The 18860-nt window shown below is 70.7% G+C and carries 6 protein-coding genes; all 6 read right to left on the bottom strand.

What is annotated here, in order from left to right; all coding sequences use genetic code 11:
• Position 1 precedes the first annotated feature (1 nt).
• The 6 genes from D7Y04_RS17505 to D7Y04_RS17480 all read right to left on the bottom strand — a co-directional run bounded on the left by D7Y04_RS17505 (position 2) and on the right by D7Y04_RS17480 (position 18849).
• Positions 2 to 682 (bottom strand): Crp/Fnr family transcriptional regulator, encoded by a 681-nt coding sequence (locus D7Y04_RS17505; protein ID WP_120563505.1) that lies wholly within the window; start codon positions 680 to 682, stop codon positions 2 to 4.
• A gap of 418 nt (positions 683 to 1100) precedes the next feature.
• Positions 1101 to 3536, bottom strand: a complete 2436-nt coding sequence (locus D7Y04_RS17500; protein ID WP_121760047.1) for a penicillin acylase family protein — start codon at positions 3534 to 3536, stop codon at positions 1101 to 1103.
• On the bottom strand, positions 3533 to 4933 hold the full coding sequence (locus tag D7Y04_RS17495; protein WP_121760046.1) for an MFS transporter: 1401 nt from the start codon (positions 4931 to 4933) through the stop codon (positions 3533 to 3535). The genes D7Y04_RS17500 and D7Y04_RS17495 overlap by 4 nt, the downstream gene beginning before the upstream one ends.
• Positions 4934 to 5025: 92 nt before the next feature.
• Positions 5026 to 9561, bottom strand: a complete 4536-nt coding sequence (locus D7Y04_RS17490; RefSeq protein ID WP_158627532.1) for a type I polyketide synthase — start codon at positions 9559 to 9561, stop codon at positions 5026 to 5028.
• Positions 9554 to 12877, bottom strand: a complete 3324-nt coding sequence (locus D7Y04_RS17485; protein WP_121760249.1) for a non-ribosomal peptide synthetase — start codon at positions 12875 to 12877, stop codon at positions 9554 to 9556. The genes D7Y04_RS17490 and D7Y04_RS17485 overlap by 8 nt, the downstream gene beginning before the upstream one ends.
• Positions 12878 to 12879: 2 nt before the next feature.
• Entirely contained in the window at positions 12880 to 18849 is a 5970-nt protein-coding gene (locus tag D7Y04_RS17480; RefSeq protein WP_121760044.1) for a type I polyketide synthase, read from the bottom strand.
• Between the last annotated feature and the right edge of the window lie 11 nt (positions 18850 to 18860).

Below are 18860 nucleotides of genomic sequence, written 5' to 3'. Positions count from 1 at the left end.
GCTACTCGGCGTCCTGGCCCAGCCGCTCCGGCTGGAGGAGGATGATCTGCCCGCCCTCGAAGCTGAGCATCCCCTCGCGCACGTAGTAGCGCAGCCACTTGTTGACGCTCTCGCGGGTGACGCCGCACAAGTTGGCCAGCTCCGACTGCGTGAGCTTCGGGGTGATGACCAGCCCGTCGGGGGCCTGCTTCCCCTGCGTCTTCGCCAGCTCCAGCAGCACCCGCACCAGCCGGCTTCGCGCGTCCAGGAAGGCCGAGTCGTACACGAGCTGCGTCGTGCGCCGCACCAGCCGGCTCATGTTCGCCAGCAGCGCCAGGCTCACCTGCGGCCGCGTCTCCAGGTAGCGCCGGAAGTCATCGCGCTGGAGCGTCAGGAGGTGGGCCTCCTCGCGCGCCATCGCGTCCGTGGAGCGCATCTCGCCATCCAGCAATGACAGCTCTCCGAAGGCGTCCCCCCGGTCCAGCAGCGCCAGGGTGATTTCGCGCCCCTCGCTGGAGGAGAGCCGGATGGCCACCTGGCCGCGCCGGATGATGAACAGCGCGGTGCCCACGTCCCCCCGGTGGAAGATGACCTCCCCCCTCGCGAAGCGCCGGGGCTGGAGGAGCGACGACATGTTCTCCAGGTCCTCCCGGCCGAGGCTCTCGAACATGGGGATTTCGGCCAGCAGCTGCGCGTAGGACATGGGGGGAGGTCCATTCTGCCCGGAATCCCTGGATGCAGGTAGGGAAGCCTCCCATCCAGGCCCGGTGGACAAGTCCGGCGGGTGTGAACGCCTTCACACCGGGCTTGTGGGCCGCTTCACAGATCGAAACAGAGGGTCCCGGTACTGTTCCTTCATCGCAGCACGGGAAGCAGGGGGGCCCGCGCAGCAGCAACACGGTGAGTCACGGAGTCGGGGGACTTCTTAGCTCACCGCGGCATGCGCGGGAAATGGGGGGGACCGCAGGGGCTGGCACATAGAAGGGGGAAGCGTCGAGTTTCTGAGGGGGAATTCGACGCGAATACGAGTGCCGGCTCCCGCTGGAGCCTGAAAGCAATGGAACCCGGGCCTGAAGGCCTGTCGCTCCGGGGGGAGTGACGGCCTTCAAGTCCGGGTTGTTTTATTTGGCCAGGGCCACCGCGGGCGTGAGCGTCAGCGTGGCCTCGCGGTGCTGCTCCACGGCCTGGCGCGTGTGGAGCATGGGGTGGAACTCCACCTTGCGGTTGAGCTCCATCAAGTCGTCGCGGTGCTTGTGGAACAGGTGTTCCGACTGCCCCGGCGAGTGGATGGACACGGAGCGGGACAAATCCCCCAGGTCCACGATCATCCGCAGCGCGGTGCCGTGGACCACCTTGAAGGGGTTGCTCCAGACGAACGACGCGCCGTCCACGGAGTAGTTGTCGCCCCGGGCCGGCACCGGGCGGCTGTTGAAGACGCGCCGGATGGGGCCGGGGATGGCGGGCCCGCCCAGCATCTGGTGCGCGTAGGTCAGCTGGTGCACCTGGCCCCAGGCCCACGCCTCGGGCTTCGGGCCATACGTCTTCGTAAGCCACGCGATGGCCACGCCCAGGGCCGCGCGGAGGATGTCGTCGCGCGTCTCCTTCTCCGGCGTCTTCGGGTCATCCCACCAGGCGCTGTCCGGCTGGGACATCAGGCCGATGACGAAGGGCATGTGCAGGCTGCCGTGCCGTTCGTACTGGCCCATCAGGTATTCCTTCACCAGCGACGGCTCCAGCTTGTGCTGGAGCAGCTTGCGCAGCACTTCGATGTACCAGGCCTGGAACACCGTGGCGCCCACGGCCTTCGGCTCGAAGCGCAGGTCCCACGCCTTCAGCGCGTCCACCGCCTGGCGCTGGAGGTCGTCCGCCGGGAGCGCCGCCGCCAGGAAGTAGGGGCGAAGCGTCTCCGCGGGCAGCGAGTATGTCTGCGCCTGGATGTCCCGCATGGACTCCACGGTGTGCTGCGTGCCCGCCTCCAGCAGGTCGGTGATGCGCTTCGCGCGGTAGCCGGGGAACCAGTTGTGCGCGATGAGGTGCGGGTAGTCGTCGGACGTAATCTTGTTGTTCGCCGTGGCCGCGTAGCCCGCGGGCGGGTTGAAGGACGCGGGCAGCTCCTCGAAGGGGATGAAGCCCGTCCACTCGGATTCGCCCGTCCAGCCCGGCATGGGGATGAGGCCCTGGTGGCCCTGGCGGATGGGAATCTTCCCCGTGGCCTGGTAGCCGACGTTGCCGGCCGTGTCCGCGTACACGAAGTTCTGGCCCGGCCCCTCCCAGCACTTCATGGCGGCGCGGAAGGACTCCCAGTCCGTCGCCAGGTTGAGCTTGAGCACGGCGTTGATGAGCGGCTGGCATTCCCGGTGCGCCCACCTGAGCGACAGGGGCTCGCTGTCCTTCAGGTCCTCCGCCATGACGACATTCATCAGCGGGCCGTGGCGGGTGCTCTGCACCTCCAGCACCACGGGCGCGCCGCCCTTGACGGGGATCTCCTCGCGGCGCACCTCCAGGTCGTGCCAGACGTCCTGGTAGAGGTACTTCTTGGGCGCCTTCGGGTCGTCCAACTTCTCGATGTAGAAGTCCTGGGTGTCCGGCCCCAGGTTGGACATGCCCCAGGCCACCTTCCCGTTGTGGCCGACAATCAGCATGGGCACGCCGGGCAGGGAGAAGCCCACGTGCTGGAAGCGGCCGCCGTGCAGGCCGTTCTCGTACCAGGTGGACGGCATGCTCAGCGGGATGTGCACGTCGTTGGCGAGCAGCGGCTGGCCGCTCTTCGTGCGCTGGCCGTGCACCACCCAGTTGTTGCTGCCGGAGACGATGTTGGGGTCGCCCAACACATCGTCCACGCTGTCCAGGCCGGACATCGCCTTCACATTCTTCAGGCCCGGCAGGCGCGCCTCCTTCGGAACGATGAGGGGCGTCTCCGGCGCGTTCTGCGGCAGCAGCGCGTTGGCCACGTCTTCGCCCACCGCCGCCACCAGCCGCGCGCGGAAGAGCTCGATGCGGTGGTTGCCGCCCAGCATCAGCGCCAGCATGTTGCCGCGCGCGAGCGAGTCCACGGGCGTCCAGGGCGCGGGCGCCGTGGCCATCACGGTGAACTCGTAGGGCAGCGGCTCCGCGGCGATGCGCGCGTTCATGCCCGCGCTGTAGGCCTCCAGGATGGCGCGCGCCTCCGGGTCCACCTGCGCCCAGGCCTTTTCGGCCATGTCGCGCAGTCCCATGGTGAGCAGGAACTTGTCCGCGCCCACGCCCATGGGGCCCAGCAGGGTCCCGAGCCGTCCGTCCACCAGCCGGCGGCCCATCTCCAGCTGCCACAGCCGGTCCTGCCCGTGCACGTAGCCCTGGGCGAAGAACAGGTCGTGCTCGTCACTGGCGAAGATGTGAGGCACGCCCCACGTGTCGCGCAGCACCTCCACCTTGCCGTGCAGGCCGGGCAGGGTGAGCGTGCCTTCCTCGCGCGTCCAGCGTCGGCGGGCGAGCCAGGGGCCCACGCCCGGGGTGGCCACGGCCATGGCGGACGGCAGCATGCGCAGCATGCGCAGGACCTGGGTGAAGGCACTCATGACGCGGAGGCTCCGGCGGTGGGGGCGTTGGGGGTGGTGGCGTCAGGGGCGGCGGGCGGCGTGTCCGGGAGCGCGTCCGGCAGCTCCTTGTCCAGGTTGCGCAGGCGCGGGTTGAGCCACCCGACCGTGACGTTCGCGAGCGTCAGCAGGCCCAGGACGATGAAGATGACGGCGATGCCGCGCCCCGGGCCCACGCCCAGCAGGCGGCCCATGGTGCTGGCGAGCACGCCCCCCTCGCGCATGGCGGGCTCGAAGATGTCATCCGCGAGCGGCCCCGCGATGAGGCTCGCGAACGGCGAGACGCAGAGGATGACCATCCGCTTCACGGCGGCGGCGCGACCCTGGAGGTCCGAGGGAATCTTGCGCTGCCAGATGGACTGGATGCCCGCCATCACGGGCGGCATGGTGAACAGGTAGAGCGCGGCGGCGGCGGCGACCAGCGCCACGCTGGGCGACGGCGCGGCCATGAAGAGCACCACGCCCGAAAACGCATGGAAGCCGAGGATGCCGTACAGCGGGTTCTTGGGGCCGCCCCACACGCCCATGCCGATGCCGCCCAGGAGCGCGCCCACGCCCGCGATGGACGCGATGCGGCCCAGCGTGGAGATGTCCGTGAAGGCGAGCACCAGGGGGGTGATCAGCAGCACCACCAGGTCCATGCACAGCACGGCCACGCCGGTGAAGGCCATCAGGGACAAGAGCCCCTTGCGCGCGCTGATGAAACTCCAGCCCTGCTTCATCTCCGTGAGCAGCGACCCCTTGCCCTGCTGGCCCTCCGCGGAGACGGTGGGCCGAGGGAAGCGGACCATCAGCAGGGTGGTGACGGCGATGAAGAAGCTGCAGACGTCCACCGTCAGCACGCCCACCAGGCCCACGCTGTCGATGAGCGCTCCCGCGATGATGGGGGAGAGGATCTGGCTGGCGCCGCTGGCCACCTCCGCCATGGCGTTGGCGCGGCCCAGGTGCTGCTTGGGCACGATGAGCGTCACGGTGGCGAAGAAGGCCGGCCAGCGGAAGGCGCCGAAGCATGAGCCCAGGGAGACGGGCAGGTAGAAGTGCCAGGTCTCGAGCTTGAACATCCCCCGGTCGCTGGCCATCAACATGCCGAAGATGAGCATGGTGGTGAAGCCGTTGCCCAGGTCCGCCAGCAGCATGGCGCGGCGGCGGTCCCACCGGTCGATGAGCGTCCCCGCGATGGGGGACAGCACCACCATGGGCGCCAGCGCGAAGAAGGACAGCAGCGCGAACTGCGTGGTGGAGCGCGTGTCGAGGAAGACCTTCGCGCCCACGCCGAAGGACGTGAGGCCGGAGCCGAGGATCGAGATGAGCTGGCCGAACCAGGTGATCCAGAAGACCCGCATGGGCTGGGTGATGGTCAGGCGTTGCGCGAGGCTCATTCCAAGTCTCTTTCTCCTGGGGGGCAGGAGGGTCAAGGGCCCGCGCACCGTACTACGGGAGTGCGCGCGGGCCCGGCGTTCCTAGGGGGATTTCAGCTCTGCTCCAGCTCCGCGAGCATGGCTTCCAGGGCTTCGGGGTCGAGCTGACTGGCGCTCGCCTCCACGATGGCCACCGTCATCACCTCCACGGTGGGGGACTCGAAGAGGGCGCGCATGGACAGCTCGACCTGGAAGGCCTCGCGGATGCGCGACAGCAGCTGCACGCCCAACAGCGAGTGGCCGCCCAGTTCGAAGAAGTTGTCGGTGATGCCCACCGACTCCACGCCCAGCAGATCCTGCCAGAGCGCGGCGACCTTCTCCTCGGTCTCGTCGCGCGGAGCGACGAAGGCGTTGGCCAGCGGGGGACGCGGGTGCTTGCCGCTGGCGCTTCCGCCCGCGCGTGAGGTGGAGGCACCGTCGCGAGCCACCTGACGGCGAGCCTCCAGCGACCCGAGCGACGCGAGGAAGCGTCCACCGGTGGGCTGGGTGAGCAGCGCGCGCAGGAGGCGGAAGCCCTCGGAGGGGGAGATGACGGCGTCGGGACGGAAGCCCTCGCCCACGCCCCACACGTCCCAGTCCACGGTGTACCAGCGGGTGCCGCCCATCCGGGCCTGCCGTGCCGCCACCGCGTCCATGCCGGCATGTGCCGCCGCCACCGCGCTGACCGCCATGCCGCCCAGCACCACGGTGAGGGAGGACTGCACGACGACGAAGTCGGGCTGCCGTGACGACAGGGCCTCCGCCAGCTGCGTGAGGCCTCCGAAGCGGCCGGACAGCAGCGGGGTGGTGGCCTCCGGCGTGGCCTCGGCCACGGAGATGCGGGTGGCCATGCCGCCGTCGCCGGCTGCGTAGAAGACGCCGTCGATGCGGCCGAATTTCGTCTCCGCGACCTGGAGCGCCTTGTCGAGCTGACCGGGGATGCCCGCGTCCGCGCGCAGCGCCAGGACCTGTGCGCCCGAGCGTTCCAGCGCGCGCATGCGGTCGATGGCCTTGGACGTCGCGTCCTGCGCGTCATGGCCCGCGCGCCACGCGTCCCATTCTCCGGGAGCGGGCAGCGTGCGGCGAGACAGCAGCACGAGCTTCGGCTTCACCGCCTGCGTGAGCTGCTCCGCGAGAGCAAGGCCCACGCGGCCCAGGCCACCGACGATGACGTAGACTCCGCCGTCCTTGAGGCCGGTCTGCTCCGTGGAGGCCGGGACGTCGATGGTCTCGAACGCCTCGACGTGCCGATACGGACCGCGCAGCGCGACCACGGGGTCCTTGCCGGTGGCGAGTTCCGTCACCATCCGCTCCAGCCACGGGCCCGACGCGGATTCGTCAGGCGCGGGCCAGGTGACGTCGACGGCGCGCACGGTGAGGCCGGGGTACTCCTGCGCCAGCACGCGGCTGGCACCGACAGCGGCCGCCTGCCATGGCAGCAGCGGCTCTTCACCCGTGACGTCATGGGCGCCGGTGGTCACCACGTCCAGCATCACGGGCGTCTTCGCCGCGCCCGGGCCCACGGCCTTCGCCAGCGCGAGCAGCCCGTGGAACGACGTCGCGAGCCCGGACTCCAGGTCGCGCGGCTCCTTCACCAGCGGCCACAGGTACGCGATGTGCGCGGGCGTCCAGTCCTCACCACGAAGGCGCTCCAGGTGCTCGCCCAGCGCGTCCGGAGACGCCGGATCCACGGCGAAGCGCTTCGTCACCGGATCCGACGCGCCCTGTCCCGCGACGAGTGACACCACGTCCGCGCCTGACTGGCGCAGCCGCTCCGACACGCGTGCAGCCACCGGCGTGTCCGCCTCCAGCACCAGCCAGCGCTGACCGGCAAGCGACGGCACCTGCGGCGAGGCGCGCGTGCGCGGCCACGAGGGGACGGTCAACTCCACGCCCTGCGTCGTCGCGGCCCGCGCGGCGGCGGCGCGAGGCAGCGCGGGCGGCGGGCCCTTGAGCAGGTCGTAGCGCTCGCGCTGGAAGGGGTAGGCGGGCAGGGGGATGCGGCGGCGGGCCTCGCCCTTGTAGGCGCGGCCGGCAGTCGACTTCGCGCCCGCGAGCCACAGCTTCGCGAACGCTTCCGCGGCGTGCGTGAGCGCGTCCTGCTGGGCGTCGCGAGGCGCGGGCAGCGTCGAGAGGATGGACGGGAAGGTGCCTTCGGGGGCGTTGCGGCGCACCAGCGTGGCCAGTGCGTTGCCGGGACCGACCTCCAGGAAGACGTGCTCGGGGTCGTTCAACAGCAACGTCGCCGAGTCCTGGAAGCGCACGGCGTCGCGCAGGTGCCGCGCCCAGTACGCCGGGCTCACCGCGTCCTCGCGAGTCACCCATGTGCCGGTGACGTTGGACAGGTAGACGTCCTTCGGCTCCTTGCGCGCGACCTTCGCCACTGCCTGGCGGAACTCCTCCACGATGGGGTCCATCATGTGCGAGTGGAACGCGTGCGACGTGTGCAGCCGCGACACCTCCACCTTCTGCGCCTCCAGCTTCGCCTGGAGCGCGTCCACCGCGTCGGTGGGCCCCGCCACGACGGTGAAGCCCGGCGCGTTCACGGCGGCCACGGAGATGCGCGCATCCATCAGCGGCGCCAGAGCCTCTGGCGTCATCCGCACGGACAGCATGGAGCCCGAGGGCAGGGACTGCATCAGCCGGCCGCGCGTGGCCACCAGCGCCAGCGCGTCGTCCAGGCTGAACACGCCCGACAGGCACGCGGCCACGTACTCACCGATGCTGTGGCCCACCATCGCCTGCGGCGTCACGCCCCACGACGCCCACAGCTTCGCGAGCGCGTACTCGATGACGAACAGCGCGGGCTGCGTGAGGGACGTCTGCTTGAGCTGCTCGGTGGCCTTCTCGCGCCCCTCCGCGGGCGGATAGAGCACGGTGCGCAGGTCCAGGCCCAGGTGCGGCTTCAGCTTCTCCGCGCACGCGTCCACCTCCGTGCGGAAGACGGGCTCCTGCTCGTAGAGGCCACGGCCCATGTCCACGTACTGCGAACCCTGGCCGGAGAAGAGGAACACCACCGGCCGGCGCGTATTGGTACCGGAGCCACCCAGCAGCCGCCGAGCGTCCCGCAGCGCCGCCTTCGCATCCGCCACGTCCTTCACCACCACCGCGCGGCGGTGCTCGTGCGCGTGGCGGCCCACCTGGAGCGTGTAGGCCACGTCCGCCAGGGACACGTTCGGATTCGCGTCCAGGTGCGCGGCCAGCCGCTCCGTCGCCGCGTCCAGCGCCGCGGGCGTGCGGGCGGACAGGGGCAGCACGTGCCACGCGCGGCGGGACGGCACGGGGGCGGCGCTCTTCGGGGCCTCCTCCAGGATGACGTGCGTGTTGGTGCCGCCGATGCCGAAGGCGCTCACGCCCGCGCGACGCGGCCCGTTCGCGGACGTCCACGGCCGGGGCTGCGAGGGCACGAAGAAGGGGCCCGCGTCGAAGTCGATGACGGGGTTGGCCTGTTGGAAGTGGGGGCTCGCGGGAATCTCGCCGTGCTCCATGGCGAGCACCGTCTTCACCACGCCCGCGATGCCTGCCGCCGCGTCCAGGTGTCCGATGGCTGCCTTGAGCGAGCCCAGCGCCACGCGCTTCTGGCCCGTCTCCTTGCCGCCGAAGGCCTGGTTGAGCGCGGCCACTTCAATCGGGTCGCCCAGCGGGGTGCCCGTCGCGTGGGCCTCCACGTACTGGATGTCGTCCGGGGTGACGCCGGAGATGGCGAGCGCCTCCGCGATGACCGCGGCCTGGCCCTCCACGCTGGGCGCGGTGAAGCCCACCTTGCCCGCGCCGTCGTTGTTCACCGCCGTGCCCAGGAGCACGCCGTGGATGGTGTCGCCGTCCTTCAATGCGTCGGACAGACGCTTGAGCACGACCACCGCCGCGCCCGCGCCGCGCACGGTGCCGTTGGCCTTCGAGTCGAACGCGCGGCAGTAGCCGTCCGGCGAGAAGATCATCCCCTCCTGGTAGAGGTAGCCCGCCGTCTGCGGGAAGGACACCGACGAGCCGCCCGCGAGCGCCATGTCGCTCTCGCCGGACAACAGGCTCTGGCACGCCAGGTGGAGCGCCACCAGCGAGCTGGAGCACGCTGTCTGAACCGTCGCGGAAGGGCCTCGCAGGCCCAGCCGGTGGGACACGCGCGTGGCCACGTAGTCCTTGTCGTTGGCCAGCATCACGCCGAACGAACCGGCCGCGTCCATCAGGTCCGGCTGCCGCATCAGCGCGCGCAGCAGGTACGAGCTCAGGCTCACGCTCGCGTAGACGGCCACCGCGCCCTTGAAGCGGCCCGGGTCGTAGCCGGCGTTGTCCAGCGACTCCCACGCGCACTCCATGAAGATGCGCTGCTGGGGGTCCATCAGCTCCGCCTCGCGCGGGCTGTAGCCGAAGAGGCCCGCGTCGAACTCAGTGGCGCCCTCCAGCACGTAGCTGGAGCGCACCCACTGCGGATGGGAGCGCAGGGCCTGGGGAACGCCCGCGTCGTCCAGCTCCGCGTCCGTGGGTACGCGGCGCGCGTCGCCACCGCGCCGGAGCATCTCCCAGAAACCCTCCAACGTCCGCGCACCCGGGAAGCGGCCCGACAGGCCGACGATCGCGATGCGCTCCTCGCCACCACCCACTGTGTCACTCATCCGCGTCTCCATCCGTTTCCACCCGACCGCGCGAGGCTCCCGCGCGGCGGTTGACCGTGCGTCGCGCCTCGGCACGGGAGCGGCCTGCCTGCGCCGCGTCCTCCGAGGGCGTGTCCTCCCGGCGCGACAGCCGCGCCGCCAATGCCCGCACGGTGGGGTACTGGAAGAGGTCCGTGAGCGCCAGCGTCACGCCCAGCTCCGCCGTCAGTCGGCGGTGGAGCTGGAGGGCGAGCAGCGAGTTGCCACCCAGCTCGAAGAAGGGGTCGTCCAGGCCCACCTGCTCCACGTGGAGCAGGTCCTTCCACGCCTGGGCGATCTGCTGCTCGATGGCCGTCCCCGGCGCCACGAAGGGCCGCGAAGGATCCGCGCCACCGGACTCCGGCGCGGGCAGCGCCTTGCGGTCCGCCTTGCCGTTGGGGCTGAGCGGCATGCGCTCCAGCACCACGATGTTGGACGGGACCATGTACTCGGGCAGTCGCTCCAGCAGGTACGTGCGCAGCGCCGCGCCCTCCGGCTTCGCGTCCTTGCCGGTGACGTAGGCCACCAGCCGCTTCTGGCCCGGCCGGTCCTCGCGCGCGAGCACCACCGCCTGGCGCACCGTGGGGTGCTTCTCCAGCGAGGACTCAATCTCGCCCAGCTCGATGCGCAGGCCGCGGATCTTCACCTGGAAGTCCGCGCGGCCCAGGTACTCGATTTCGCCGTCCGGCAGCCACCGCGCCACGTCGCCCGTGCGGTACATGCGCGCACCCGGCACCGTCGCGTACGGATCCGGGATGAAGCGCTCTGCCGTCAGCGAGGGCCGCGCCAGATATCCGCGTCCCACCTGCACGCCGCCGATGTACAGCTCGCCCGCCGCGCCCTGGGGCACCGGCTGGAACTCCGCGTCCAGGATGCGGATCTGCGTGTTGTCCACCGGCCGGCCAATGGGCACGGAGCGGCGGCCGTCGTTCGCCTGGCACGTGTGGAACGTCACGTCCACCGCGGCCTCGGTGGGGCCGTAGAGGTTGTGCAGCCCCGCGCCGGGCAGCGTGCGCAGGCACAGTTCCTTCAACTCCAGTGGCAGCGCTTCACCGCTGCACACCACGCGCTTCAGCGACGTGCACTCCGCCACGCCCGGCTCGTCCAGGAAGGCCTGGAGCATGGACGGCACGAAGTGCAGCGTGGTGACGGACGCGGAGGCAATCAGCGACTTGAGGTAGCCCGGGTCCTGGTGTCCGCCGGGCTTCGCGACCACCAGCTTCGCGCCCGTCATCAGGGGCCAGAAGAACTCCCACACGGACACGTCGAAGCTGAACGGCGTCTTCTGGAGCACCACGTCCTGCGGCGTGAGCCGGTAGGCGGACTGCATCCACAGCAGTCGGTTCACCACCGGGCCGTGCGCGTTCATCGCGCCCTTGGGGCGGCCCGTGCTGCCGGACGTGAAGATGATGTACGCCAGCGAGTCCGGCGTGGCAGTCGGCGCGGGCGCGGTGGTGGGCTCGCGGGCAATCTCCTCCCAGCCCGTGTCCAGCTTCACCACCTTCGCATCCGACGCCGGCAGCCGCGCCAGGAGCCGCTCCTGCACCAGGAGCACCGGCGGACGCGCGTCCTCCAGCATCCAGCCCAGGCGCTCCTGCGGATAGCCGGGGTCGAGCGGCACGTAGGCGCCGCCCGCCTTCAGCGTGCCCAAGAGGCCCACCACCATCTCCAGCGAGCGCTCCACGCACAAACCCACGCGGACTTCCGGTCCCACGCCGTGCTTGCGCAGCGCGTGCGCCAGTTGGTTCGCGCGGGTATCCAGCTCGCGGTAGGTGAGGTGGCTGCCCTCGAACTCCAGGGCGACGGCGTCCGGCGTGCGCGCCACCTGCGCCTCGATGAGCGAGGTCAGCGTCGCGTCCTTCGGGTGCGTGACGGCGGTGTCGTTCCAGTCCTTCATCACGCGCTGCCGCTCGGCATCGGGCAGCAGCGGCAGGCGGGAGATGGGCAGGTCCGGCTGCGCGACGATGCCTTCGAGCAGCGTCAGGTAGTGGCCCAGCAGCCGCTCCGCGGTGGAGCGCTCAAACAGGTCGGTGCTGTACTCGGCGATGACGCGCAGGCCCTGCGGCAGGTCCACCAGCAGGAGCGACAGGTCGTACTTCGTAGTGCCGGTGTCCACCGGCTTCGCCTCCATCACCAGGCCCGGGGCCTCCAGGGCCGGCATGGGCGCGTTCTGCAGGACGAACATCACCTGGAAGATGGGCGAGTGGCTGAGGTGCCGCTCCGGCTTGAGCGCGTCCACCAGTCGCTCGAAGGGGATGTCCTGGTGCGCGTACGCGTCCAGCGTGGACTCGTGCACGCGGTTCAGCAGCTCCTTGAACGTGGGCTTGCCGGACAGGTCCGAGCGCAGCGCCAACATGTTCACGAACAGGCCGATGAGCCCCTCCACCTCCGCGCGCGGACGGCCCGCGATGGGCGTGCCCACCACGATGTCGTCCTGCCCGGTGTAGCGCGACAGGAGCACGTTGAAGGCGGACAGCAGCGTGACGAAGAGCGTGCGGCCCTCGCGCTGGCCCAGCGCCTTGAGCGCCTGGGTGAGGGCGGGGGACAGGTGCATCACCTGCCGCTCGCCCTTGGAGCTCATCAGCGCCGGACGCGGCTTGTCCTGGGGCAGCTCCAGCAGCGCGTTGGGGTTGAGCCGGTTCTTCCAGTAGGTGAGCTGGCGTTCCAGCTCCGCGCCCTGGAGCCATTCCTTCTGCCACGCCGCCCAGTCCGCGTACTGCAGGGGCAGGGGCTTGAGCGGCGAGGGCTGGCCCTCCAGGCACGCGCGGTACAGCACGGCCAGTTCGTGCACGAGCACGCCCATGGACCAGCCGTCGGAGACGATGTGGTGCTGATCCACCAGCAGCACCTGCTCACCGTTGCCCAGGAGCATCAGCACCGCGCGCAGCAGCGGCCCCTGCTCCAGGCTGAACGGCTGCTGCGCGAGCGTGACCACGCGCCGCTGGGCCTCAGCCTCGCGCTCGGTCACCGGCAGTCCCTGGAGGTCCATCACCTCCAGCGGCACCTCGCCCGTGGACGCGATGACCTGCGCGCCGCCGCCTTCGCGCTCCTGGAAGGTGGTGCGCAGCGTGTCGTGCCGCTCCACCAGCAGGGCCAGGGCGCGGCGCAGCGCGTCCGTGTCCACGGCGCCGGTGAGGCGCACCGCGGTGGGCATGTGGAAGGCCGCGCTGCCGGGGCTCCACTTGTCCAGGAACCACATCCGCTCCTGCGCGAAGGACAGGGGCGCCTGCTTCGAGGCAGGGCGCGACTTGTCCTTCAGCAGCTGCGCCAGGCGTGCTCGCTTCTCTTCGGGCGTCATGTTCAGGCCGCGTCCTCGCTGCTGCTGCTACCACCGTCACCGCCACCCGCGTCTTCCAGCACCGCGAGCAGCTCCGCCACCTGTTCGTCCGACAGCTGGTCCATGTTCTCCAGCAACTTCTCCGCTTCCGCCGCGGACACCTTCTGCTTCGCGGCGGGCGTGGCCACCGGCTGCGCGGTCACCAGCGGCTGCGTGGGCGTGGCGCCCTCCACGGAGTAGCCCAGCCGTTCAATCACCGCGTGGGTGGAGGCGTCGAAGGGGCGGGGCCATTTGATCCGCTTCCAGGACTCGCCCATCTTCTTCTCGATGCCCTGGTGCTGGAGGATGTTCGGGTCGCCCAGGCCGCCCATCATGCGGTCCTTCTTGCCGTCGTACGGCTGGACCATGCGCTCGTCGAACTCGAGCCCCAGGAACCGGGCCACGCCGGTCATGACCTTCGTGGGGTCCGCGACCAGGTCCTCGTAGCGCACCCAGTGGCAGCGCTCGCGGCCGATGCCGTCGAAGAAGTTGAGCAGGTTCCGGTTGGACAGGGCCCACACCGTCTCCGCCACCACGTAGGGGTCCACGTCCGCGTCGCCGAAGAGGCCGGCGGCGAAGAGGCGGTCGAAGCGCATCCGGAGGATGGACTCCATCACCGGGAGCGGGTGGCGGTAGAGGTAGATGTACTTGTTGCCCTCGAACATCCGCTCCGCGCGCTCCAGCGTCTCCACGTCCATGGCGTACGTGGGCGTCTTGTCCACGAGCAGCCGGGGCGAGGACTTCTCCTGGAGGCGGCGGTAGACGTCCTGCGCGGACACGTCATCCGCGACCAGCCGGTCCACCAGCGCGGCGCCAGCGGGCGAGTCCAGCTTCTCCAGCTCCATGAGCGCCCACTGCAGGCCGCCCGTGGTCCACTCCATCTCGCTGCCGAAGCCGATGTTCTCGCGCCACTCGCGCATGCCCTCGAAGAAGAGCAGGTTCACTTCCGGCGGGCAGAACAGCCGCGGGTGTCCCGCGAGCATCACGCGGAACAGCGTGGAGCCCGCGCGCGGGCTGGAGTGCACGAACACCATGGGCGGGTTCTTCTTCGCCGTGTTGGTGCGCTGCATGCCGGACGTCTGGGCTCGATAAGGCTTGAGCGGATACGCGGACAGCGGCTTGTTCTCCGCGAAGCGCTGCGGGTCCTGCAGGCGGTCCATCTCCACCAGCAGGTACTTGGACAGCTCCGGGATGGACGGGTGCGCCTGCACCTCGTGCGGGTAGAGCTGGAACTTGAAGTCCTGCCGCAGGTCGTACTCCAGCTCCGCGCCCAGCGCGTGCAGGTCGTAGCCCTTGAGGCTGCCGTCGGCGGGCAGCTTGTCCAGCGGGATGCGCAGGCCTTCGGAGATGTGGTGGCGCAGGTACTCGGTGAGCAGGGCGGGGCGCTCGGTGGGGAACGCGGTGCGCAGGCGCTCCGCGATAGGCTTCTCCGTGGAGGCCGCGCGCTTGCCCAGCTCCTGCTCCACGCGCCCGGCGACGCCCGCGACGGTGGGCGTCTCGAAGAGGCCGCGCAGCGACAGGTCCACCTTCAGCACCGCATGGATGTGGTTGCGCAGCTGCGTAGCCAGCAGCGAGTGGCCGCCCAGCTCGAAGAAGTTGTCGTTGATGCCGATGCCGCCGATTCCCAGCACCTGCTCCCAGATGCCCGCGACGGTCTTCTCCAGCTCCGTGCGAGGCGCCGCGTAGGGCGTGAGGATGGAGGGCCGCGCGTGCTTGTTGCCCTTCGCCGCGTCCTTCTTGCCCTTCTCCGTCTTCGCGGCGCGAGGCCCCTGACGGCGGCGCGCGGCCAGGTCACCGGTGGAGACAGCCAGCCGGCCACTCTCGCCATGCGACAGCGCGCGGCGCAGCGCCTCCAGGCCTTCGGCGGGCTGGATGGCGAACTGGGCCAGCGTGGGAGACAGCTCCGCCATGGCCTGCGCGTCCGCGAACTGCCACGCGTCCCAGTCCACGCTCAGCCACGGGTAGGCGAAGCCCTCCGTGCGCGCTTCAGCGAAGGCGTCCATGAAGGCACTGGCGGAGGCCTGCGCCACCTGGCCCAGGCCGCCCAGCACGGACGACAGCGACGACACGAGGAGGCAGAACGCGGGGCCTTCCTTCGGGAGCACCTGCTCCAGCACCCGCACGCCGTGCACCTGCGGGCGGAAGTGCCAGGCGCACTCGTCCGGCCCCGTCTCCGCGATGGTGCCCAGCGTGGCGCCCTGCATGCCACCCGCCGCGTGGATGACGCCGTCGATGCGGCTGAAGCGCGCCACCGCCGCGTCCACCACGCCGCGCATGGACTCCACCTCGGTGAGGGACGCCGGCAGCACCAGCATCTCCACGCCCGTGCGCTCCAGGGCCAGCGCGCGCTGGATGCGGCGGGACACTGCGTCCTCCACGCCGTGCTTCTCCACCCACGCCGTCCACTGGCCGCGGCTGGGGAAGTCCGCCGTCTCCACCAACGTCAGCTTCGCGTGGTGCACCGTGGCCAGCTCGGACGCCAGCGCGTGGCCGATGCCGGTGAGGCCGTCGGTGATGAGGTACGCGCCGCCGTCGCGCAGCACCTCCGCGCCGGCCGCCTCAAGGCGCACGGGCTCGAAGGTCTGCACCCAACGCTGGCGGCCACGCAGGGCCACCACCGCGTCACGCGGTTCGGCGCGCAGCTCCGCGGTCAGCCGGTCCGCCACCGCGCTTGCGTCGCCGGGCACCACGTCCACGAAGCGGCACGCGAGGTTCGGGTACTCCTGCGGCAGCACGCGCGAGGGGCCCACCAGCAGGGACTGCTCCGGCAGCTGCGCGTCCGCCTGCTCCACGCGGGCGGAGCGGCTGGTCACCACGGACCAGGTGAGCGGCTCGATGTGGCCCGTGTCGCCCAGGGCGCGAGCGAGGAACAGCTGGCTGTGGAAGCCCAGGTCCAGCGACTTCTCCTGGGACAGGGGCTCGCGCGACAGGCTCCACAGGTGCACCACGTTGGAGAACGCGCGGCCCTGCTTCTTCAGCGCCTCCAGCACCGCGCAGAAGTCCTCGCGGCGCGCCGGGTCCACCGTGAACGTGCCGTCCGGGCGCTGCTCGAAGCGCGCGCCGGGGACGACGCGGAAGACGTCTCCCTCCAGCTTCGGCGCCAGGGCCTCCGCCACTCCGGTGTCGTCCGCGAGCACCAGCCAGCCCGCGCCCGCCGCGTCCTTCGCCTTGGGCAGCGGGGACAGCTTCCACGACGGCGCGTAGAACCAGTCCGCCACGTCCGAGCGCTTCGCCAGCGACGCGGGCGCGTCCGTACGGGCACCACCGCCCAGCGGCTTCGCGTCGATCCAGTAGCGCTCGCGCTGGAAGGGGTAGGTGGGCAGCGGCACGCGGCGGCGCTGCTCGTTGCCCGCGAAGCCCTTCCAGTCCACCGTCACGCCGCCCAGCCAAAGCCGGCCCAGCGCGCCCAGGAGCACCTGGAGGTCCGGCGCCTGCTCGCGCGGGTGGCGCGTGGAGGAGATGAGTACGCGGCCTTCCGCGCCCGGCTGCTGCTTCGCCAGCGTGGTGAGCACCGTGCCGGGACCCACCTCCAGCAGCGCCGCCTGCGGCCACTTGCGGGACAGCTCCTGGAGGCCCGCGGAGAAGCGCACGGCCTGGCGCAGGTGCGTGGCCCAGTAGCCCGGGTCGGTCGCCTGCGCCGCTTCAATCCAGGTGCCCGTCACGTTGGACAGGAAGGGCAGGGTGGGCGCGTTGAGCTTCACCTGACGCACGCGCTCGGTGAAGGGCGCGAGGATGGGGTCCATCATCGCGGAGTGGAACGCGTGCGACGTGTGCAGCCGCGACACCTCCACGCCCTGCGCCTCCAGCTTCGCTTGGAGCGCGTCCACCGCGTCGGAGGGGCCCGCCACGACGGTGAAGCCCGGCGCGTTCACGGCCGCCACGCTGACGTTCGCGGGGAGCAGCGGCTTGAGCGCGGACTCGTCCAGCTTCGCGGACAGCATGGCGCCCGAGGGCAGCCCCTGCATCAGCTTGCCGCGCGCGGCCACCAGCGCCAGCGCGTCGTCCAGGCTGAACACGCCCGCGAGGCACGCGGCCACGTACTCACCGATGCTGTGGCCCAGCATCGCGGAGGGCTTCACGCCCCAGGCCATCCACAGCTTCGCCAGCGCGTACTCCACGGCGAAGAGCGCGGGCTGCGTCAGCTCCGTGCGCGTCAGCGCCTGCGTCGCCGCTTCCGCCTTGGATGCATCCGGGAAGAGGACCGTGCGCAGGTCCAGACCCAGGTGCGGCGTCAACTTGTCCGCGCACGCGTCCAGGTGCCGCTTGAAGGTCGGCTCGGACGCATACAGGTCGCGCGCCATGCCCACGTACTGCGAGCCCTGGCCGGGGAACAGGAAGGCCACCGGCCGCTCGTGCACGTCCGGCGTGTTCGTCCACTGGCGGGGGCTGCCCTCCACCTCCAGCGCGGCGAGTGCGTCGTCGCGGTCGCGGCACACCAGCACGCGCCGCTTCGCCATGGCCTGACGGCCCGTCTGGAGCGTGAAGGCCACGTCCGCCAGCGCCTGCGCGGGATTCGCCTTCAGGTGCGCGGCCAGGTTCTTCGTCGCCGCATCCAGCGCCGCGTCGCTCTTCGCGGACAGCACCAGGAGCTGCGCCGGACGGGACGCACCGGACGCGGGGAGGACAGGCGCCTCTTCCAACACGATGTGCGCGTTCGTGCCGCCCACGCCGAAGGAGCTCACGCCCGCGCGACGCGGATGCTTGGGGTTCGCCTGCCAGTCGGTGAGCTTCGTGTTGACGAAGAACGGACCGCCCGCGAACGGAATCTCCGGGTTCACCTCCGTCACGTGGAGGCTGGGCGGAATCTGCCGCTGCTCCAGCGTCAGCACGGCCTTGATGAGGCTGGAGACGCCGGCCGCGTTGGCCAGGTGGCCAATGTTGCTCTTGAGCGAGCCCACCGGAATCTTCGGCGGGTTCGCCTTCGCCGCCGCCGAGCGGAACTTGAACGCCTTGTTGAGCGCACGCACCTCGATGGGGTCGCCCATCTTCGTGCCGGTGCCGTGCGCCTCCAGGTAGCCGATGGTCTCCGGCGCAACGCCCGCCGCGCCCAGGGCCTCGGTGATGACGGTGGCCTGGCCCTCCACGCTGGGGGCGGTGAAGCCCACCTTCAGCGCGCCGTCGTTGTTGATGGCGCTGCCCTTGATGATGGCGTGGATGTGGTCGCCGTCTTCAATCGCATCCGCCAGCCGCTTGAGCACCACCACGCCCACGCCGCTGCCGAACACCGTGCCCTCCGCCTTCGCGTCGAACGCGCGGCAGTGGCCGTCCGGAGACACGATGCCGCCGGGCACGAAGGGGTAGCCCTCCGGGTGCTTCACGTGCACGGACACGCCACCGGCCAGGGCCAGGTCGCACTCCTCATTCAAGAGGCTCTGGCAGGCCGCGTGCGTGGCGACGAGCGACGTGGAGCACGCGCTGGTGATGGAGTAGCTGGGGCCGCGCAGGTTGAGCTTGTACGCGACGCGGGTGGCCAGGAAGTCGCCGCCGTTGTTCACGTCAATCTGCACCTGGTCCATGCCGCTCAACTGGTCGAAGTTGGGGACCAGGTGGAACACCAGGTACGTGTTGGTGGCCGCGCCCGCGAATACGCCGATGGAGCCGTCGAAGCCCTCCGGCGTGTGGCCCGCCTTCTCCATCGCCTCCCACGCGCACTCCAGGAAAACGCGGTGCTGCGGGTCCATCAGCTCCGCCTCGCGGGGCGTGAAGCCGAAGAAGCCCGCGTCGAACAGCTCCATGCCGGCGAGCGCGGCGCTGGCCTTCACGTGGCGCGGGTCCTTCCGAAGGACGGGGTCCACGCCCAGCTTCTCCAGCTCCGCGTCGGGGACGGGCTGGATGGACTCCACGCCGTCGCGCAGGTTCTTCCAGAAGGAGTCCAGGTCGGGAGCGCCGGGGAAACGTCCGGCCATGCCGACGATGGCGATGGCCTGCGCGTCGATGTTCGATTCAGCGGACATGGGGTGTGCTC

The sequence above is a fragment of the Corallococcus sp. AB038B genome (assembly GCF_003668955.1).
GTDB lineage: Bacteria > Myxococcota > Myxococcia > Myxococcales > Myxococcaceae > Corallococcus > Corallococcus exiguus.
Note: the sequence above shows the minus strand (reverse complement) of the source record. Positions and strands in the feature narration are given on the sequence as shown.